This is a genomic window from Arthrobacter sp. C2 (assembly GCA_024207135.1).
Taxonomy (GTDB): domain Bacteria; phylum Actinomycetota; class Actinomycetes; order Actinomycetales; family Micrococcaceae; genus Paeniglutamicibacter.
The window spans coordinates 4,354,008-4,373,491 of sequence record CP042428.1 but is presented as its reverse complement, the minus strand read 5'-3'; the positions used below and the strand labels follow the sequence as shown (position 1 = coordinate 4,373,491).

21 protein-coding genes are annotated in these 19,484 nt (G+C 65.4%); 6 read left to right on the top strand and 15 right to left on the bottom strand.

Features of this window, described 5'->3' with window-relative positions; genetic code table 11:
* Positions 1-239: 239 nt before the first annotated feature.
* The 6 genes from FPY90_RS19980 to FPY90_RS19955 all read right to left on the bottom strand — a co-directional run bounded on the left by FPY90_RS19980 (position 240) and on the right by FPY90_RS19955 (position 5,435).
* On the bottom strand, positions 240-1,088 hold the full coding sequence (locus tag FPY90_RS19980; RefSeq protein WP_498682970.1) for a hypothetical protein: 849 nt from the start codon (positions 1,086-1,088) through the stop codon (positions 240-242).
* 133 nt (positions 1,089-1,221) lie between these two features.
* The gene (locus FPY90_RS19975; RefSeq protein WP_498682967.1) at positions 1,222-1,908 is read right to left on the bottom strand and encodes a sensor domain-containing protein; all 687 of its coding nucleotides are present in this window, start codon (positions 1,906-1,908) and stop codon (positions 1,222-1,224) included.
* 166 nt (positions 1,909-2,074) lie between these two features.
* Positions 2,075-2,884, bottom strand: a complete 810-nt coding sequence (locus FPY90_RS19970; RefSeq protein ID WP_498682966.1) for a hypothetical protein — start codon at positions 2,882-2,884, stop codon at positions 2,075-2,077.
* A gap of 76 nt (positions 2,885-2,960) precedes the next feature.
* The gene (locus tag FPY90_RS19965) at positions 2,961-3,710 is read right to left on the bottom strand and encodes a GNAT family N-acetyltransferase (RefSeq protein ID WP_353615484.1); all 750 of its coding nucleotides are present in this window, start codon (positions 3,708-3,710) and stop codon (positions 2,961-2,963) included.
* Positions 3,711-3,822: 112 nt separating this feature from the next.
* Positions 3,823-4,968 carry a flavodoxin-dependent (E)-4-hydroxy-3-methylbut-2-enyl-diphosphate synthase gene (ispG, locus tag FPY90_RS19960; RefSeq protein WP_373457933.1) on the bottom strand — a complete coding sequence of 382 codons (1,146 nt, stop codon included), beginning with the start codon at positions 4,966-4,968 and terminating at the stop codon, positions 3,823-3,825.
* A 167-nt stretch (positions 4,969-5,135) separates the two neighbouring features.
* Positions 5,136-5,435: a YciI family protein gene (locus FPY90_RS19955; protein WP_071215651.1), complete on the bottom strand. Its 300-nt coding sequence runs from the start codon at positions 5,433-5,435 to the stop codon at positions 5,136-5,138.
* A gap of 176 nt (positions 5,436-5,611) precedes the next feature.
* Between FPY90_RS19955 and FPY90_RS19950 the strand changes: the two genes are divergently transcribed.
* The 5 genes from FPY90_RS19950 (at position 5,612) to FPY90_RS19930 (ending at position 9,193) form a co-directional block, all read left to right on the top strand.
* Positions 5,612-6,085, top strand: coding sequence for a DUF1801 domain-containing protein (locus FPY90_RS19950; protein WP_498682965.1), 474 nt, complete (start codon positions 5,612-5,614; stop codon positions 6,083-6,085).
* Between the two features lie 9 nt (positions 6,086-6,094).
* Entirely contained in the window at positions 6,095-6,889 is a 795-nt protein-coding gene (locus tag FPY90_RS19945; RefSeq protein WP_498682964.1) for a VOC family protein, read from the top strand.
* 44 nt (positions 6,890-6,933) lie between these two features.
* On the top strand, positions 6,934-7,554 hold the full coding sequence (locus FPY90_RS19940; protein ID WP_498682962.1) for a GyrI-like domain-containing protein: 621 nt from the start codon (positions 6,934-6,936) through the stop codon (positions 7,552-7,554).
* A 305-nt stretch (positions 7,555-7,859) separates the two neighbouring features.
* The gene (locus FPY90_RS19935; RefSeq protein ID WP_498682961.1) at positions 7,860-7,985 is read left to right on the top strand and encodes a hypothetical protein; all 126 of its coding nucleotides are present in this window, start codon (positions 7,860-7,862) and stop codon (positions 7,983-7,985) included.
* Positions 7,986-8,152: 167 nt separating this feature from the next.
* A complete protein-coding gene (locus FPY90_RS19930) occupies positions 8,153-9,193 on the top strand; it encodes a PDDEXK nuclease domain-containing protein (protein WP_498682960.1) in 1,041 nt (346 codons plus the stop codon).
* A 354-nt stretch (positions 9,194-9,547) separates the two neighbouring features.
* Here FPY90_RS19930 and FPY90_RS19925 read toward each other — a convergent pair whose 3' ends face one another.
* From FPY90_RS19925 to dxr, 4 genes are all read right to left on the bottom strand, one after another.
* Entirely contained in the window at positions 9,548-10,945 is a 1,398-nt protein-coding gene (locus FPY90_RS19925; protein WP_498685635.1) for a pyridoxal phosphate-dependent decarboxylase family protein, read from the bottom strand.
* Positions 10,946-11,165: 220 nt separating this feature from the next.
* Positions 11,166-11,615, bottom strand: a complete 450-nt coding sequence (locus FPY90_RS19920) for a hypothetical protein (RefSeq protein WP_498682959.1) — start codon at positions 11,613-11,615, stop codon at positions 11,166-11,168.
* A 297-nt stretch (positions 11,616-11,912) separates the two neighbouring features.
* Positions 11,913-13,292, bottom strand: a complete 1,380-nt coding sequence (locus FPY90_RS19915; RefSeq protein ID WP_175475498.1) for a M50 family metallopeptidase — start codon at positions 13,290-13,292, stop codon at positions 11,913-11,915.
* Entirely contained in the window at positions 13,289-14,464 is a 1,176-nt protein-coding gene (gene dxr / locus FPY90_RS19910; RefSeq protein WP_071215764.1) for a 1-deoxy-D-xylulose-5-phosphate reductoisomerase, read from the bottom strand. Before dxr ends, FPY90_RS19915 begins: the two co-directional genes overlap by 4 nt.
* Before the next feature lie 305 nt (positions 14,465-14,769).
* On the opposite strand from dxr, the gene FPY90_RS19905 reads away from it, so the two are divergent.
* The gene (locus FPY90_RS19905) at positions 14,770-15,195 is read left to right on the top strand and encodes a hypothetical protein (protein WP_139194900.1); all 426 of its coding nucleotides are present in this window, start codon (positions 14,770-14,772) and stop codon (positions 15,193-15,195) included.
* 397 nt (positions 15,196-15,592) lie between these two features.
* Here FPY90_RS19905 and FPY90_RS19900 read toward each other — a convergent pair whose 3' ends face one another.
* The 5 genes from FPY90_RS19900 to FPY90_RS19880 all read right to left on the bottom strand — a co-directional run bounded on the left by FPY90_RS19900 (position 15,593) and on the right by FPY90_RS19880 (position 19,318).
* The gene (locus FPY90_RS19900; RefSeq protein WP_498682957.1) at positions 15,593-15,781 is read right to left on the bottom strand and encodes a hypothetical protein; all 189 of its coding nucleotides are present in this window, start codon (positions 15,779-15,781) and stop codon (positions 15,593-15,595) included.
* A 76-nt stretch (positions 15,782-15,857) separates the two neighbouring features.
* Entirely contained in the window at positions 15,858-16,268 is a 411-nt protein-coding gene (locus tag FPY90_RS19895; RefSeq protein ID WP_498682956.1) for a universal stress protein, read from the bottom strand.
* Positions 16,265-17,812, bottom strand: a complete 1,548-nt coding sequence (locus FPY90_RS19890) for a tripartite tricarboxylate transporter permease (protein ID WP_498682955.1) — start codon at positions 17,810-17,812, stop codon at positions 16,265-16,267. Before FPY90_RS19890 ends, FPY90_RS19895 begins: the two co-directional genes overlap by 4 nt.
* Positions 17,805-18,311: a tripartite tricarboxylate transporter TctB family protein gene (locus FPY90_RS19885; protein ID WP_071215643.1), complete on the bottom strand. Its 507-nt coding sequence runs from the start codon at positions 18,309-18,311 to the stop codon at positions 17,805-17,807. The genes FPY90_RS19890 and FPY90_RS19885 overlap by 8 nt, the downstream gene beginning before the upstream one ends.
* Before the next feature lie 2 nt (positions 18,312-18,313).
* Entirely contained in the window at positions 18,314-19,318 is a 1,005-nt protein-coding gene (locus FPY90_RS19880; protein WP_498682953.1) for a Bug family tripartite tricarboxylate transporter substrate binding protein, read from the bottom strand.
* Positions 19,319-19,484 lie beyond the last annotated feature (166 nt).

The following is a 19,484-nucleotide window of genomic DNA, read 5'->3' as shown; positions in this document are numbered from 1 at the left end:
CAAATCTTTGGCGCCCTTGCAGGCCGTGGCGGTCGACGCCGGGTCGGCCACGCTTCGGCAAGGCGGGCCATGGCTAACGCGCACGGCAAGCCGCGGTCGAAGCATGGCGCCACAAGGCACTTGTCCCATCTTACGTGGCCCACCGGGTGCGGCTTGGCATCGAAGTCCGCGCGGCCCGGTGCCTGCGTCCACTTCCCCGGCGGCGCCCGCCCGCCGCTGGCGCGTTCTGCGGGCGGTGCCTATTTGCCTTCCATGTGCAGCAGCGCAAGGTCGATGTATTTCTCGGCCTCCTTGACCGCCTTGCCAAGGTCCGTGGGGTTGGAGATGTTGACCGAGACGTTGCTGTGCCCCTTGTACCCGGTGACGGTGAGGGTCTGCATGTTTTGGCCCATCAGTTCCACGTTGGCCACGGTGGCCAGGGTGGTGGTCGCCGAGGTGTCGGCCTTGGCTGGCTCCACGACCGCGGAGACTTCCTGGCCCTGTACGGAGAGGGTGAATTCGCTGCACTTGGTGCTGCCCTGCTCGGCCTGGGCCAGCGCCTGCTCGATGAGATCGGCCGAATCGTAGGAACCGAGGTTCACGCTGGTGGACAGGTCGTCGGTGTCGGCGGGAAAAACGACGGCAGCCATGGTGACCCGGTCCATCATCCCGCTCGCGCCGGCCACGGCGAATGAACCGCATTCGGCCGGCTCGACCTTCATGCCCGCGAGGATTTCCTCGATCGTCGGCATGCTGGCCCGCAGTTCCGCGTCCTGAAGGATCTTGGTTCCGTCCTGGCCACCCGCCGTGCTGATGGCCTTGGCCACCTTGCCCAGTTCCTTGGCCGTGAGCTGCCGGCCGGCGGTGGCCTTCGATTCCCGGGAACCCTGGGTGGTTTCGGCGCTGGCGCTGCTGCTTGGTGCAGTGGGTGCGGCGAATGCCTGGTCCGTGGCTCCCGGTTCATTGGATGGTGCAGGTGAGCTCGGCAGCGCTTCGGCGCCGGCGGTTTGGCTCGGCTGCGCGGCCTCCTCGGGAGCCGCACCTCCTCCGCACCCGGTGACGGCAAGCGTTGCGGCGATGGGCAAGGCCCACCATGTTGTTTTTTTCATGTTCTCCCCCGAGACGTGTGTGAAACACGGTGCCGGCCACCTGGTGTGCAGCCATGGGCAACACAATACCCATTAAAACCAGTCAAAAGAGGAATTCTTCGGGAAAGGTTTCCCCGCAGGTTGGGCCCGGTGCCTAGGAGGTCTTTTCTTGCACGAGCTTGAGCACGGTGTCGGCGAGTTCCTGGGCCTGGGCGATGTCCTGCCGGCTGTCGGTTCCGCCCATGACGGCCACCGTGACGACGTTTTGCCCCTCCAGCGCATTGACCGACACCGTGGAGATCGTGATGTCCCCGGCGCTGGTGCTGGTCTGGATGGCGGAGGTCTTCGACGCGGCGGTCTTGGCTGCCAGCGGCTTCACGCCCATCGTGGTTTCCTGGCCCTGCAGCGAGAAGGAGAAGTTGGCGCAGTCCCTGAGGATCTCCTCGGCCTGGGCCATGTTGGCCGCCGCATCGGCCGGTTCGGCGTAGGAGGCCAGGCCCACCTGAACCCCCTGGAGCTGTGTGGCCCCGGGCAGCGACACCGAAACCACATTCATCTTTTCCAGTTCCTCGGCAATGTCCCCGGCGACGAATTCCGTGCAGGATTCCGGGGTGACCTTCATGGCCTTGCGGGCCTTTTCGGCCAGCGGAACCTGGGCCTTGAGCGATTCCTTGTCGACAATGACCGCCTTCTCGTTGTCCCCGGCGACCTCGTTGGCAATTTCGGAGAGCGCCTGGGCATCCAGCTGCCCGGCCGCCGCGGCGGTGGAGCCGGCTTCGGCGCAGCCGGTCAGCAGCAGGGCGGCGGCGAGCGGGAACAACATCAGGGCGTGTTTTTTCACGAAGAATCCTCATCGGGTGCGGGGCAGTGCGGGTGGCAACGGGATGCGGATGCTCCGTCGGCCGAATTCCAAGCCTAGGAAAAGGAGGTGGCGGTTGGGGAACCCGCACCGGGGCCCGGGCGCGCCGCCAGGGGCGGTTGCTGCGTGGCAACCGCGGCTCAGTCCCCTACGAGGCCGCAGCCGCCGCGGGCCCGATGCCGCGCAGGATCCCCAGCATCGATTCGACGTCGGCCAGCGCCAGGGCGGTGGTTTCCTCCGCGGTCCCCTTCACGGTCCTGGTGGCGGTCAGCATCGTGTGCCCGTCGATGGCCCGCACCGAGACCCGCCGGGTCTTGGCCTTCCTGTTGACGCTTTCGAGCATGGTTGCCGAGGTGTACGGGGCCGAGCTGGTGACTTCCAGGCGCGACAGCGTGGAGGTGATCTTCTGGCCGTCCGCCGAGACGGTGTACTTGCCGCAGGACTCGTCCAGGTGCTGCTGCGCGGCCACGTCGGCCACCAGGGCGTCGCGGTCCCGGTAGGAGGCCACCGTCAGGTCCCCGCCGGCCTCGGGCGGAAGCACAGCGGCCGCCATCGCGGCCTGGTCCAGCTGCTCCTTGAGGCTGCCGATGCCGTAGAGCCCGCACTTGGCCGGGACCACGGTGATGCCCTCGAGCCATTTCTCGGCCGCCGGCAAGTGGCCGCGCAGGGCGTCTTGGTCATTGACCTTCGTGCCTGCGGTGGCATCGGCCCACTGCTGCACGGCGCCCTTGAGCGCAGCGGCATCCAGGTACGCCAGTTCCGTGGTGCCGCTTGGCGCCCCGGTGGTAGAGCCCGGGGCGCTTCCGGGGCCGGGGACCGTCACCGGAGCCTGGAGCGTCGGGGTGGCCGGTGCCGGGGCGCTGGTGCAGCCGGCCACCGCCAGCAGCAGGCCGGCGGCGGCCAGGGCGGTGATGGCCCTGGGGCGGGATTCGTTGGTCCGTGGTGGTGGGGACGTCACGTCTGGCTTTCCGGTCGGCTGCCCGCGGTGCGGTGCGCTGTGTCGGTGGTCGGTCGATACCGGGGGTGCCGGCGGGTCAGAAGAGGATGGTGGCGAATTCGCCGACCTCTTCGAAGCCGACCTTGCGGTACGTCGCAATGGCCGGTGCGTTGTAGTCGTTGACATAGAGGCTGGTGGTCGGCGCCAGGCGCAGTGCGTAGTCGGCAACGGCCGCCATGTAGCCGGCCGCCATGGACTTGCCTCGGTGCTCCGGGCTCATCCAGACGCCCTGGATCTGCGTGGCCCGCGTGGTGACGGTGCCCAGCTCGGCCTTGAAGCGGATCGCCCCGCCCTCGTCGAGGTCGATGAGCGAATGCCCGGAATGGATCAGTGAGCGGACCCGGGAGCGGTAGAACGACCCGCCGTTGGCCAGCGGGGAGTACCCGAGTTCCTCCTCGAACATCTTGGCGCAGGCGGGCAGGACCAGCTCGTACTCCCCCGCATGGCTGGCGCGCAGCGTCCGGTTCGGTTCGATCGCCGGGGCGCCCGTCAGGGTCATCAGCGGCTGGCTGGGCCGGACGCTGAAGGCCTGCTGAGGGCCCTCGGCGAGCACCTTCCACATCCCCATGACCGCTTCGGCCGGGCCGAAGCATGAGGCGAAGGTGCGGTTCAGCGACCTGACGGCCAGCCCGAATTCCTCGGCGTCGTCGGCGGTGATGTTGATCGGGACGATGTTGGCCCCGATCCAGCAGGCCGAGACCAGCAGGGCCCCCTCGAAGCGGCCGATGACCAGCGAGCCGCCCAGGCCGGGGCGGGCCGAGCCGGTGACGGCCAGTTGAGCATCCATGAAGATGTTGGCGACCGGGTCGGCCGAAACGAGGGCACGGAGAGAGGCGGTGTCCGCGTCGTCGAGGACGCGGATACCTGGTGCCAGAAGCTCTCCTGCCCCCGGGTTACGTCTAGCCGACGGTAACCACGGGGCCACTTTGGACAGGATTTTCTCCATCCGCGTTCCCCATTTCCTCGGCGATGCGCATCGCCTCTTCAATCAGTGTCTCAACAATCTGGTCTTCGGGCACGGTCTTGATGACCTGGCCCTTCACAAAGATCTGGCCCTTGCCGTTGCCGGAGGCCACACCGAGGTCGGCCTCGCGGGCCTCGCCGGGCCCGTTGACGACGCAGCCCATGACGGCAACGCGCAGCGGAACCTCGAGTCCCTCGAGCCCGGCGGTGACCTGGTCGGCCAGCGTGTAGACATCCACCTGGGCGCGGCCGCAGGAGGGGCAGGAGACGATTTCGAGCTTGCGCGGGCGCAGGTTCAGCGACTGCAGGATCTGCGCACCGACCTTGACTTCCTCGACCGGAGGGGCCGAGAGCGAGACGCGGATGGTGTCGCCGATGCCCTTGGACAGCAGGGCGCCGAAGGCGGTGGCCGACTTGATGGTGCCCTGGAAGGCCGGTCCGGCCTCGGTGACGCCCAGGTGCAGCGGCCAGTCGCCTCGTTCGGCCAGCAGCTCGTAGGCGCGGACCATGATGACCGGGTCGTTGTGCTTGACGGAGATCTTGAAGTCGTGGAAGTCGTGTTCCTCGAAGAGCGAGGCTTCCCAGACGGCGGACTCGACCAGCGCCTCGGGGGTTGCCTTGCCGTACTTCTCCATCAGGCGCGGATCCAGCGAGCCGGCGTTGACGCCGATGCGGATGGAGGTGCCGGCGGCCTTGGCGGCGGCGGCGATCTCCTTGACCTGGTCGTCGAACTTGCGGATGTTGCCCGGGTTCACGCGGACGGCGGCGCAGCCGGCGTCGATCGCTGCGAACACGTACTTCGGCTGGAAGTGGATGTCGGCGATCACCGGGATCTGCGACTTCTTCGCGATGATCGGCAACGCCAGGGCGTCGTCGGCCGAGGGGCAGGCAACACGCACGATGTCACAGCCGGTGGCGGTGAGTTCGGCGATCTGCTGCAGCGTGGCGTTGATGTCGGTGGTGGGAGTCGTGGTCATCGACTGGATGGAAATGGGGCTGTCCGAGCCTACGCCGACGGAGCCCACCTTGATTTGGCGGGTCTTGCGTCGCGGGGCAAGGATCGGTGGCGGTGCCGATGGCATGCCGAGGCTGACCGGGATCGAGGTCAAGATTTCCTCCGTGATGTTGAGTGTGGAAGGTTTTTCCATTATCCCCCTGCGCGCCCGCTTGCGGGGCCCAAATCTCGCAGGGCGAAGCCCCCGGCTCCGGCACGGCGCCAATCGGCCGTGATCACGCGGGGTTTGGAGGATCAGGCGTGGTGAGCGAGCTCACCGGTCACGGGGCTCCATTCGGTGATCCGCAGCACCGCAATGGCGCCATGGACCGCGAAGGGGTCGCCGGCCAGGGTCTCGGCCAGGGCGGCCTGGGTCGGGGAGGAAATCAACAACAGGGCGCCGGAACCATCGACGTAGGGGCCGGAGGCGACCAGGGCGAGGCCGTCTCCGTTGGCGCCGAGGCCGGACAGGAATTCACGGTGCTGGGGGCGATGCTCATCGCGCGTGGCTTCGGAACCGACGGCGTACACGTATTCAACTGCGAAAACACTCATGGGGTCCAGCCTAAACCGTGGGGCCGCCAAACGCGTCCTTCCGGGTCCCGGGGCCCGCCCCTGGCGGGCAGAACGGGTGGGATCCGAACCGGTCAGGATTCGAGAAGCCACCGGGACACATCCTCCGTAGGATGGGTTGCAGGAACATCCAGGCAACCCCACGGAGGAACTAGACCATGCCCGACCCAGATTCGAGCGCCGCCGACGGAAGCTTCTCCGCCCAGGAACGCGAGGCCATGAAGTCCCGCGCCAAGGAACTGAAGACCGAGGCCAAGCGGGCCAGTGCCGCCCAGAAGGCCGCAGCGGATGCCGCCGACGTGTCGGCCAAGATCGCCGCGATGCCCGAGGGCGACAGGCAGATGTCCGAGCGCCTCCACTCGCTCGTCGCCGAGGTGGCCCCGGACCTGGCCCCGAAGCTCTACTACGGCCAGCCGGGGTATGCCAGGGACGGGAAGGTCGTGTGCTTCTTCCGCAGCGGGCAGATGGACAAGCATCGCTACTCCACCTTCGGATTCAGTCCCCATGCCGAGCTGGATGCCAGCGACGGGCTGTGGCCGACCTCCTACGCACTGCACAACGCCACCGAGAAGGCCTGGGACCAGCTGGCCGAACTCATCGCTCGCGCGGCAACCGGCCCCTCCGATTCCTAAGGAATATCCATGTCCTTCTCCCTGAATTCCCTCTCCGTTTCCTGCCTCGACGTGCCCGCGGCCGCCGACTTCTACCGAAACGTTTTCTCCGCTCCGACCACGGCTGACGGCGAATCCATCGCCATTGACCTGCACGGGACCGGGCGCCTCGAGCTCATTCCGGCCCAACCCGCCGAACCGTCCGCCGCCTCCGGCATTCCCGGTGCCGCCTACCAGCGTTCCGTGCTGACCTACATCCTTCCCGGGCCCAGCGATGTCCGGGCCGTGATGGATGCCGCCGCCACCCACGGCGCCGACATCTTCAAGCCCGCCAGGAAGGCACTGTTCGGCTCCTTCTCCGGCTCATTCATGGCACCGGACGGGACCGTCTGGAAACTTGCAGCCGCAGGAAAGGACACCGCCTCCCCGGAAGGTGTCGCGCGGCCCACCGAGACCACGGTGATCCTCGGCGTCAGGGAGCCCAAGGCCTCGAAGGCCTTCTACACCGCGCTGGGGATGAGCGTGGACAGGGACTATGGCAACAAGTACATCGACTTCGTGCCCGCCAACGGCGCCTCCCGGCTCTGCCTGATGCAGGAGCCCGTTCTCGCCAAGGACGTGGGCGCCGGAGACCCGCACGTCGGCACCTCATCGGTAACGCTCACGCACCATGCCGACTCGCAAGCCGAAGCGGAGCGGATCGTTTCGGCCGCAGTGGCCGGCGGAGGCACGCAGGCCGGACAGGGGAACGCCCTGGACCAGGGATCGGCCACGATCACCGACCCCGATGGCCACCGCTGGCTCATCTCGGCCCCGCGTCCCTGAGCCAAGGATAGGTCCAGGCCCGTCTCCCGAACACTAGGATCCATTTGGCAGCGAAAATCGACTTCAAGAAGACGCTTGACGGCTACCGGGCGAAACACGGTGAATTCCGGATTGTGGACATTCCCGAGATGCAGTACCTGATGGTTGACGGGCACGGCGACCCGAACTCCTCCCCGGCCTTTGCCCAGGCGCTCGAAGCCCTGTACCCGGTGGCGTACAAGCTGAAGTTCGCCAGCAAGCTGGAGCTCGACCGCGACTACGTCGTCCCGCCCCTGGAGGGCCTGTGGTGGGCCGGGGACATGGACTCGTTCACGGTGTCCCGCGACAAGTCGCGGTGGGACTGGACGATGATGCTGATGGTGCCCGAATGGATCGAGCTGGGCATGGTCGAGGCCGCCTGCGGGAAGGTGGGCGCGAAGAATCCGCCGGCGCGCCTGGGCGATGTCCGCCTTGGGTCCCTGGCCGAGGGCCGCTGCGTGCAGATCCTGCACGTGGGCTCCTTCGACGACGAGGGGCCGGTCCTGGAACGGATGCACCACGAGTTCATCCCCCGCCACGGGCTCCGGCTAGAGGGCAAGCACCACGAGATCTACCTCGGTGATTTCCGCAGGACCGCCCCGGAGAAGCTGCGCGCCATCCTGCGCCAGCCCGTCGCCGCGGCGTAGCCGGGAATCGGCACTCGCCCGCTGAGTCCCCCAGCCGATTTATGCGGTGACCTCCCCTGACCCGAGGGCATCGGCCGATGAGGCCGGGTGCCGCCGAGTCCGGCAGCGCAGTGCCAGCGGCACGAATCCCGCGACCGTCAGCATCGCCATGGCGATAGTAGTGGCAAACGAACTTCCCAGCACCACCAACACTCGGTTTCCGCCGGGTTGCCCGAGGTCCTGCGGCCGCTGACCGCCAGCGAGCTGGAAGTCTTTTCCTCGCTGCCGCTGGGGTTGTCGAACGCGGAGATCGGTGCCAGCTGTACATGGGCGAGACCACCGTGAAGACCCACGTCACCAAGATCCCGGGCAAGCTCGGGCTGCGCGACAGGATCCAGGCGGTGGCGCTGGCCTACGAGTGCGGGTACCGCTCCCCCGGTGGCGGATCATGAGACCTGGCAGAAAAACGCCTGCAGATAAAATTCGTGGAGCCAGGAACGCCTTGCCAAGAAATGCTATCGATTGTCGGGGCCGCGGATCCCGCCTTCGCTTTGACGACTGTCCACAGTCCGTCATCATGCGCCAGCCGACGTAGGCGGTTCGGTCATAGCCTGATCCCATGGCTACCAACGATCCGCTGGTCCCTTACGGCTACGCGCAATTTCTTGATGAACTGAAGGAACAAGTCCGTTCCTCTCGGGCGCGAGTCCGACGGGTCGTGAATACTTCCCTCATTGATCTCTATTGGAAGATCGGCCGCCGCATCCTGGACGAGCAGGAACGTCAGGGGTGGGGCAGCGCAGTCATCTCTCGATTGGCCGATGACCTGCGCCGGGAGTTCCCCGAGATGACCGGACTATCCCGTAGTAACTTGCACTACATGCGTGGGTTCGCTGCTGCTTGGACGGAGGAAGCTCAAATTGTCCAACAGGCTGTTGGACAATTGCCGTGGGGGCATATCACTGTCTTGCTGGACAAGCTCGAGTCCGAAGAATCGCGGAGGTTCTACGCATCTGCAGCGGTTCAGCACGGGTGGTCTCGCAATGTCTTGGCGAACATGATCATGAACAAGACATTGGAAAGGACCGGAACGGCGCCTTCAAATTTCATAGGGTCGCTCCCCCCAGGTGACTCGGAACTGGCCCAGCAAGTGGCAAAAGATCCCTATGCCTTTGAATTCTTGGGGCTCAGCGGAGAAATTGCTGAGCGAGACTTGGAGCAATCGCTCATGGACCGAATCACCGAAACGCTTAGGGAACTTGGACCAGGATTTTCCTTCGTGGGCCGGCAGGTCCACTTTGATGTGGATGGTGACGACTTCTATATCGATCTGCTTTTCTTCCACGTCGAGCAATTGCGCTATTTCGTCATCGAGTTGAAGACCGGAAAATTTCAGCCGGAGCATGCTGGAAAGCTGAACTTTTATGTTGCACTCGTTGACGACAAACTCCGCCGAACGGCCCACGCGCCCACGGTGAGCATCTTGGTCTGCGGCAGCCGCAACGAACGCACGGTCAGGTATGCCTTGTCCAGGTCCAGTACACCGATGGCAATATCCACGTACACGTACGAGACATTGCCACCCGACGAGCGACAGTCGCTGCCTGGAGCCAGCAAACTTGCCGAAGCCCTGGATTGGCCCAAGCCGGAAGAGAAGTAACCGTATTCTCATCCATTGCTGGCTCACTTTGAACTGTCCGGAGCCGAGCTGGGACTGCTGTTACTTTCGTGGGGCGTAACTGCCGAGGAGCTTCGACGAGCTCAAGGTGACTGGTTCCTGTGAAGCCCTCAAGCCGGAAGTGGGCCTCAAGGCTGTCGCCGCGATGGCACGTGATCGGGGCAGGCCTTTATTTGAAGAGGGCTATTCACAAGCCTGCCAAATTCGCACCGGCCACGGACGACCCACTGTCTATCCGCAATCCACCGGGAACCCACAGTCTCAGCACCGTCCACCCCACAGCGTGGCGCCCCTGCACCTATGCGTTCGCCTGGGTGAAGGGCAGGGTTCATGGCGTCATCCGGCGTCCTCGGCAGCGATCGCCTGCGCGACGGCGGCTAGGGACACCGTCACGTCATCGTCGTCCGTGGCCCAGTTGCTCACCGAGATGCGCAGGACGTCCTTGCCAGCCCAGCGAGAGCCGGACATCCAGGTCGTGCCGTCGGCGATGATTCGCGCCGTGATTTTCCGGGTCCGCTCGTCGGAGCCGAAGCTCACGCACACCTGGGTGAAGACAACTTCGTTGAGCACGTCAACGCCGGGCATGCGCTCCAGTGCCTGGGCAAATGCCTGCGCGTGGGCAACCAGCTCGTCGACGAGTGCCGCGACACCGGAGCGTCCGAGTGAGCGCAACGCTGCCCACACGGGCACGCCACGAGCACGCCGGGAAAACTCAGGGACCTTTTCGAACGGGTCGCCGGGGCCACGGTCGTCGTTCACCAAGTAGCTGGTGTGCACGCCGAAAACCGAGCGGACCACTTCGGGCCTTGACACGATGGCCACCCCGCAGTCGTAGGGGACATTGAGCGTCTTGTGTGCATCAGTTGCCCACGAGTCGCAGTTCTCGAGCCCGGCGAGCCGATGGCGGTGCGTCGGGCTTGCGGCAGCCCACAGCCCGAAAGCGCCGTCAACATGCACCCAGGCCCCGTGCCCATGGGCAATCTCGGCAGCCTCGGCCATGGGGTCGCACGCCCCGGAATGCAGGTTTCCAGCCTGAAGGCAGACGATCGCTGGCCCGCTGGCAGCCTCCAGCGCCTTGGCAAGCGCGCCAGGGATCAGGCGTCCCTGCGCGTCGGCCGCGACCTCGGCAGGCTTGCCGAGTCCGAGGTATTTGAGCGCGAGGTCAACGGAGGCATGGCGTTCTCCGCCGACAAGGACCCTCACCTTGGGTGCTCCCGCCAGACCGTCGGTGTCGAGGTCCCAGCCAGCTTCATTGAGCACATGTGCCCTGGCCGCGGCAAGCCCGACGAAATTTGCTCCTGTTGCACCGGTGGTGAATCCGACATCGGCCCCGGCCGGCAGCCCCAACAGCTCTAGCAGCCAGATTCCGGCGGCCTCTTCGGCTGCAGCGGTGGCCGGAGTGGCAAAGCGCATGGCCGCGTTTTGGTCCCAGGCACTGACCAACCAGTCCGCAGCCAGTGCAGCAGGGAGAGTGCCACCAATGACCCAGCCAAAGAACCGGCCCGAGGGCATCGCCATCAACCCTGGCTCCGCGAGGCGTGCGAGTTCGTCGACGACGGAGCCCGCGTCCATTGGTTGCTCCTGCAGGGGTGCCGAGAACTTGGCGAACAGCTCGTCGGCGTTCATCCGGGGACCGACGGCACGTGCTGGGAGGGACTCGAGCCAGCCACTTGCGTGCGCATGTGCGCGGTCAAGGGCGGCGCGATACTCCCCGGCCTGTCCGTGGGTTTTCATGACCTCGATGCCTCCAAACTGCAGCACGGTTGGAGCTGCCGGAAAGGGTGTCTGCCGGTGGGACATTACGATACGCCGCCAACAACATCGCGGACAGGGTGCCAAGGCCCTTGCGACCACGATGGCTACGCCGATCCACCATCCGCCGCCTGGGCAATACCGCCCAGGCCGAGGCTCAGGGCACTGCCGGCCAACGGTGGGCAAGGAAGCTTCCCAGCACTTAGGCAGGATCCGACGCGTCGATCCGTTGGGCCAGGTTGTTCAGGCCGGCGAGGATCATTCTTCCGTAACCGTCGTTGTTCAGAGCGTCGGCGTGCGACAGGCCCTGGTCCAGATGCTCCCGGGCAAGTGCGGTCCGGCCTTGGCGGTGATACCCGTCGGCGAGATTCAGCTGCAGCGATGGCTGCAGTCCCCGTGCAGAGGCAATGCCGAGCGGGGCAAGAGCGTCATCCGCCAGGAAGCCGAGTTCATCAAGTGCCGTCCGGTCCCAGGCGACTTCCTTCTCCAGTTCCGTCTGGGTGTCGGCCAGGTAGTGGGCCAGGATGCATCGATGGGCATGGTCAGCTGGAACTGTGGCGTGCCAGCAGTCCAGCAGGAGTTCTTGCCCGCGTTCCCTGTCTCCACCGAGTGCAATTGAGATGGCAGCGGTGATTGTTGTCCAGTCGCTCATGCTCGGTCCTTCGCGCTTGAATCATCTTGTTGAATCCAACGCTACCTACCGGTCCCTCAGCGGACGCTCGTCCAAGTACAAAGGGCTCTTCCAGCGACGTCATCGGTGGACCGGACCGGTCAGTCCTAAGATGTGCGGATCCCCATCGAAAAGTCACAGGGAGTCGGTTCCACATCGGTTTGGACGCGGCCCGGTGGCCTCCCTTCCCGGTCCTGGGGCAAGACGGGGAAACAAGAGTGGCCCCTTGCCCGTCCCCGGCGAGGTGGGCAAGGGGCCACGTCGAATCGCTGGACCAGGTCAGCCGAAAATGGACACAGGCTTCACGATGTCGGCGTAGATCAGCACCGCGCCCATGACCATCATGCCGACTGCGACCACGTAGGTCAGCGGCAGCATCTTGGCGATATCCACCGGCCCCGGGTCCGGGCGCTTGAAGAGCTTGGCGAAGAACCGGCGGACCGATTCGAAGAGCGCGCCGATCACGTGCCCGCCATCCAGTGGCAGCAGCGGGATCAGGTTGAAGACGAACAATGCGATGTTCAGCCCGCCGATCAACGAGAACAACGAGGCGACCTTGTCCGCCACCCCGATCTGGTCCATCGCGCTGATCTCCCCGGCGATGCGTCCCACGCCCACCACGGAGATCGGGCCGTTGGGGTCGCGCGGTGCATCGGAGAAGGCGGCCTTGCCGACCGCGGCGACACGCGCCGGCAAATCGAGCACCACGGCGGTGACGCCCTTGAGCTGGGTGCCCACCGCGGGCAGCACCGCGGAGATTGGCTGGGAAATGTTTTCCACCTTCGACCCCATGCCGATGAAGCCGACCTCGACGGTCTCGCGCTTGCCCGAGGCGTCGGTGACGATCTGGCCCTGGTCGTTGATCAGCGGACGCTCGGTCTTGTAGGGGGTGATGGACGTGGAGTGTTCCACTCCGTCGCGCGCGTAGGTCAGCGGGACAGGTTCCCCCGCATGGCCGCGGATGGCCTGGGTCAGCTGCACCCAGTCGGTGTTGCCCACCGGCTTGCCGGCGAAGGAGGTGATCTTGTCCCCCGGGCGCAGGCCCGCGGCGTAGGCCGGGCCGGGTGCGTCGGAGGGCAGGCAGCCGTTGTTGACCGAGGCGTCCCGGGTGGTTTCCTGCCCCAGGGGCACCACGCACTGGTAGACCTCGTCGACGGTGCTGGTCTGGGTGGGCATGCCGAAGCCGACCGTGACGATGCCGACCATCGCGATGCCGATCAGCAGGTTCATCACCGGGCCGCCGAGCATGATGATGATGCGCTTGTAGACCGGGAGCTTGTAGAACAGCCGGTTCTCGTCGCCGGGCTGCAGCTGCTCGGCCGCCGCATGCCTGGCCTCGTCGGCCATTTGCTGGAACATGCCGGTGGAGGACTTGCGCAGGATCGGGGCGTCGGTGGCCCCCACGACCCCCTTGTTCCTGGCCGGCGGGTACATCCCGATCATGGAGATGTAACCGCCCAGCGGGATGGCCTTGAACCCGTATTCGGTGTCCCCGCGCTTGACGGAGAACAGCGTCTTGCCGAAACCGATCATGTACTGGGGCACGCGCACGCCAAAGCGCTTGGCCGGGATCAGGTGCCCGACCTCGTGCAGGCCGATGGACACGCCGACGGCGACGACCATGACCAGCACGCCGAGGATGAAAAGAAGGATGCTCACAGTGATTCCAAACGTTTGGCGGCGGCTTTTCGTGCCCAGGTCTCGGCGGCCAGCACCGTCTGGAGGGTCGGCTCCCCGGCTTCGGGGGTGTAGTCCTGCAGGATCGCCTCGATGGTCTCGACGATGTCGGTGAAGCGGATGGCCCCGGCGTGGAAGGCCTCCACGGCCTCCTCGTTCACCGCGTTGTAGACGGCCATGTGCGTGGGCGAGGCCGCGGCGGCGGCCTTGGCCAGCCTGATCGCGCCGAAGGCCTCCTCATCGAGCGGTTCGAAGGTCCAGGACGCGGCGGTGGACCAGTCGCAGGGGGTGGCCGAGCCCGGCACCCGGTGCGGCCAGCCGATGCCCAGGGCGATGGGCAGGGCCATGTCCGGCGGGGAGGCCTGGGCGATGGTGGAGCCGTCGATGAACTCGACCATGGAGTGCACGATGGACTGAGGGTGCACCACGGCTTCGATGCGATCCAGCGGCACGTCGAAGAGCAGGTGCGCCTCGATGACTTCCAGGGCCTTGTTGACCATGGTCGCGGAGTTGGTGGTGATCACCTTGCCCATGTCCCAGGTGGGGTGGGCCAGTGCCTGGGCCGGGGTCACCGAGCGCAGCGCCTCGGCGGACCAGCCGCGGAAGGGGCCTCCGGAGGCGGTGACGATGAGCTTGTGGACCTCCTCCGGGGTGCCGGAGCGCAGCGCCTGGGCCAGCGCGGAGTGCTCGGAGTCCACCGGGACCAGCTGCCCGGGGGCGGCCGCGGCCTTGACCAGCTGCCCGCCGACGATCAGCGATTCCTTGTTGGCCAGGGCCAGCAGGTGCCCGGCCTTCAGCGCGGCCAGCGTGGGGGCCAGCCCGATGGACCCGGTGATGCCGTTGAGCACCACGTCGGCGTCCGGGAAACGGGCGATCTCGGTGGCCGCGTGCTCGCCGGCGAAAAGCTGCGGGGCGTATCCGTGCACGCCCGCGGCGGCGGCCGCCCCGGCGATGGCCGCCGACAGCGCGTCGATGTCGGGATGTGCGCAGCCCACCGCCGGGGCGCCGGTGGCCACGGCCTGGGCGGCCAGCAGCGTGAGGTTGTGCCCGCCCGAAAGCGCGGCGACGGCGAAGCGGTCGGGGGCCGAGGCGATGACCTCAAGGCCCTGGGTGCCGATGGACCCGGTGGAGCCGATCAGCGTGATGCGCCGGATGGTTCCGGGTCTCGGGGCGGTGAATGCCGTGGCCTGGGTATGGGAGGAAAACTGCGCGATGTTCACCTGACCCATTATGTCCGCTGTTGCTGTGGCTTCCCAATGGGCTGGCGCCACCGGGACTGGTTGAAGGAGGACATCCGGAAAATCCTGAATGCCGGCACCGTGGCCCGTATTCCAGTGAAACGGTCATTTCGGCCATCTCCCTAGTCAGGGGAAAGTCCATTGCTTAAGATGTGACCTGTACCACACCAATGGAATACCTGGAGTTGATCACACACCACCAAGGCAAGGAGCGCGATCGAATGCGTACAGCATCCAAGAGGATTTCGGCACTCGTAGCGGCAGTGCTGATCGTCTTTATGACGGCCATACCTGCGTCACCGGCGACAGCCAAGACAGTCTATGACCTATATTTCAATGGCGTGACAGGAAAACTCGAAGGTTCCTATACGTACTTGGACTGCCGAGGCTGCCCAGATGACGGAACGATTCGGGTTTCGAATGTCAAGAACGGTTACCACGTCAGGGTACGTTTCTACGCCTACGCAAACGGCACGTGGAACCGATACCTCGACAGGTACATCGCTGATGGCTACCAAGCCAAATGGAGGCCCGGTTACCCCCCGGCGGGGGCGAGAGTTCGCCTCCAAATCTGCACGACCAACTCAAGCTACCAAGTCGTCGGCTACTGCACCGATGTGTACACGTACAACAATTCGTACAAATAGAACTGATAGTTCTTTATACATCACTGAAGGGCTCTGTATTCTCTTTATATAACGGGCCCTTCAGTTATTCTTTAATTCGCGTCCCGGATATCCACATTCCTTGGAGCAAGTAAAGGACGGCTCCGCTAGGTTCCGATGCACTGCGCAATTCATTTGAAACAGCTCCTCACCGAGGCTCGACAATTTGTCTCCCAACCCAGAATCGATACGATGCCGCGAGGGTTGGCCACTGGCGCTATCCAAACTAAAAACCGCCAAGGGGATCTCGAATCGGAGCCGAATATTCCTCGTAGAGGGCGGCCGCGGCCCAGGCTCACTCCATTCAATGAAGTTCGCGATTTCCGCGCCGATTAGAAATCGAAGCACCTCAGAAACCTTATGCAGCCAGTTGGAGACGTCATTGTTCCAGAAATCCACAACCAAAGATCTGCTCCAAAGGATCCCGTCTCGAGCCAGCTTGAGCATGGATAAAGTCGCAGTTGCCTGCAGCACGGGAACCGACGCCATTGGTGTCCCGCCGTGTCGGCAAAAAACGCTCGGCGGCGATCATCTTTTGTGCTGAATGGGCTGCAGTGCCGGAAATCAACAGCGCCCGCCTCCTGCTCGCAGCTGGATGGCCGGGGTAGGGGACGGGCGCTGTCGATTCATGGGCGCCGGGCGGACTACGCCTTGACCGCCAGCACGTTGCATTCGGCCTGCAGCAAGATGCGCTGGGCGTCGGAGCCCATCAGCATCTTGCCCACCGGCGAGCGCCGGCGCACCCCGATGACGATGAGTTCGGCATCCGCCTTCTCTGCGGCTTCAAGCACGTCGTCGCTGGCCAGCTGGTCCGAGGTGAACTGGCGGATTTCGTGTTCCACCCCGCCGGCCTCCAGGTAGGTGCGCAAGCGCTCCATGTCAGGCCCGAAGGCGTAGTGCACATCCACCGTGCGATCGGCACGGGTGGAGTTGATGACCAGCAGCTTCGCATCGCGTCGGGCGCATTCGTCCACGGCCGCGGCCAGGGCTGCATCTCCCAGGGCGCCGGGCACGTATCCGAGCACGATCACCGGGCGGGTGGTTGCTTCGCTCATTTGCTGGGCTCCTCGATCTGTTCCAGGGGGGCGGATTCCATCTTTTTCTGTGCCCGCTTGATGAAGAACGAAGCCACGAACATCAATATCAGTGCTCCGTAGACCACCCAGGTGAACGGGGTGGAGACCAGGGCCGAGACATCGTTTTGCGAGATCTGCAGGCCGCGGCGCAATTGCACCTCGAACATGGGGCCCAGGATCATGGCCACCACCATGGGTGCCACGGGGTAGCCGTATTGCCGCATGAAGAAGCCCAGGATGCCGATGACCAGCAGGATCACCACGTCCAGCGTGGCGAAGTTCAACGAGTAGGCGCCCAGGGCACCGAAGACCAGGATCCCGGAGTACAGGTAGGGTCGCGGGATCTGCAGGATCTTCACCCAGAGCCCCACCAGCGGCAGGTTCAGGATCAGCAGCATCAGGTTGCCGATGTACAGGCTGGCGATCAACGCCCAGACCAGCGCACCGTTGGTTTCCATCAGCAGCGGGCCGGGCTGGATCTGGTAGCGCTGGAAGGCCGTGAGCATCATGGCCGCTGTCGCGGTCGTAGGGATGCCCAGGGTCAGCAGCGGGACCAGCACGCCGGCGGCTGCCGCGTTGTTGGCGGCCTCCGGGCCGGCAACGCCCTCGATGGCGCCGTGGCCGAACTGCTTCTTGTTCTTGCCCTTGGCCAGCTTGCGTTCGGTGGCGTAGGACAGAAACGTGGAGACGTCCGCGCCGCCGGCCGGGACGGTGCCGATCGGGAAGCCGATGAAGGTTCCGCGCAGCCAGGGCTTCCAGGAGCGCTTCCAGTCGTCCTTGCTCATCCACTTGGCACTGTTGCCCGAGGAAGAGCCCATGGACATGACCTCAACCGGGCCCTTGCGCATGCGGGCCGCTACGTAGAGGGCCTCGCCCACGGCGAAGAGTCCCACGGCCACCAGCACCACGTCGATGCCGTCGGTCAGTCCGGGGAAGCCGAGGGTGTAGCGCTGCTGCGCGGTGGTGTCATCCACGCCGATCAGGCCAATGAACAGGCCCAGCACCAGCGAGGCCATGCCCCGCAGGATGGAGCCGCCCAGCAGGGCGCCGATGGTCAGGAACGCGACCACCATCAGGGCCACGAAGTCCACCGGTCCCAGGTTGATCGCGAAGTCCACGATGACCGGAGCCAGGAAGGTCAGCAGCACCGTGGCGATGGTGCCGGCGATGAAGGAGCCGATGGCCGCGGTCGCCAGGGCCGCGGCCCCGCGCCCGGCCTTGGCCATCTTGTTTCCCTCCAGCGCCGTGACGATGGAGGCCGATTCCCCGGGGGTGTTCAGCAGGATCGAGGTGGTCGAGCCGCCGTACATGCCCCCGTAGTAGATGCCGGCAAACACGATCATGGCCGCGGTGGGTTCCAGCGAGTATGTGATGGGCATCAGCAGTGCCACGGTCATGGCCGGGCCGATGCCCGGCAGCACGCCGACGGCGGTGCCGATGAACACCCCGAAGAGCGCGTAAAGCAGGTAGATGGGTTGCGCCGCGGTGGCGAAGCCCTCCATGAGCATATTGAAGTTATCCATTGAGGAACTCAACGCCTTCCAGCAGCGGTCCGCGCGGCAGGGATACGCCCAGGAGCCCGCCGAAGAGGTACTGCAGCACCAGGGCCAGGATGACCGAGATCATGATTGAGCGCCACAGGGGTTTGGCACCCAGGGACCAGGAAGCCCCGGTGAACAGCACCGCGGCGGCAACCGGCCAGCCGGCGGGCTCGATGAGCACGATGTGGATGACGACAAAGAGGGCGATCTTGCCGATGGTGATCCAGTCGGTGCTGGCCTCTGCGTCAATGTCTTCGCCGTCCTCGGCAGCACCGAGCTGGCCCCGGAGCGCCTGGAAGACCAGGCCCGCCCCGATGACCAGCATCAGTGTGCTCACGATGTAGGGGAAGGCCCGAGGGCCCATGCCGAACTCCAGGTCCGGAACCTCGATGGTTCCGGCGAAGATCACTCCCGCTACACCCAGTACTACGAAGACCAACGCAAAGAGAACTTCTCCGAGGTTCTTCTGCGCGGTCTGCATGGTTACTTGACCAGACCGATCTCGGTCAGCGTGGTCTTGACCTTGGTGATGTCCTCGTCGAGGAAGGTCTTGAACTCATCCCCGGCCAGGAACGCGTTGTCCCAGTTGTTGTCCTTGAGCGTCTTGGCCCAGGCCTCGGACTCGTTGAGCTTGGTGACCATGTCGGTGAGCTTGGCGGCCTGGGCTTCGTCGATGGAGCCCGGGGCGACCACGCCGCGCCAGTTGGTCAGCACCACGTCGATGCCCTGGTCCTTCAACGGCTTGACGCCCGGCAGTGCCGGTGCCTCGGCGGGACCGGAGACCGCCAGGGCACGGACCTTGCCGGCCTTGACCTGCTCGGCGTATTCGCCCACGCCCGAGATGCCGGCCTGGACCTTGTTGCCCAGCAGTGCGGCAAGGGATTCGCCACCACCGGAGTAGCCGATGTAGTTCAGCGAGTCGGGGGCGATGCCCTTGGCCTTGAGGATCTGGCCGATCAGGATGTGGTCGGCGCCGCCGGCCGAGCCGCCGGTGATGGCAACGCCCTTGCCCTTGGCCTTGATGTCCGCGATCAGGTCATCGGTGCTCTGGTAGGGGCTGGAGGCCGGGACGACGAGCACCAGCGGCTCTTCGGTGAGGCGGGCGATCGGGGTGGTGTCTTCGATGCGCGAGGCGGACTTGTTGGTCTCCACCGAACCGACCATCACGTAGCCCATGACCATCAGGGTGTTGGCGTCCTTTTCGGTGGCCAGCTTGGCCAGGCCGTTGGTGCCGCCGGCGCCGCCGATGTTCTGCACGCTGGCGGAGCCGACCTGCTTGTTGGCGGTGAGGTCCGCCTGCATGGAGCGACCGGTCTGGTCCCAGCCGCCGCCCGGGTTGGCCGGGACGATGATGTTCAGCTTCTTGATTTCGTCTGCGGCCCCGGCGTCGGTGCCCCCGCCTCCGCCGCAGGCGGTGAGGGTCAGTGCGGTGGCGGCGGCCGCGGCCAGCAGGGCGGTGCGGCGGGTCAACGAGCGATTGATCTTCACGAGTGGAACTTCCTTGTCCGGATGTGCGAATGAGTGGGCACCGCGGCATGTGCTGTCGATCACCAGGGTGCGTGATCGACACTACAAAGCCCCCCGGTTCCCGTGAAGCATGTGGTGGTAGTGGTGGTATTGGTCTTTATGGTCACGGGCCCGCCCTGACGCGGGG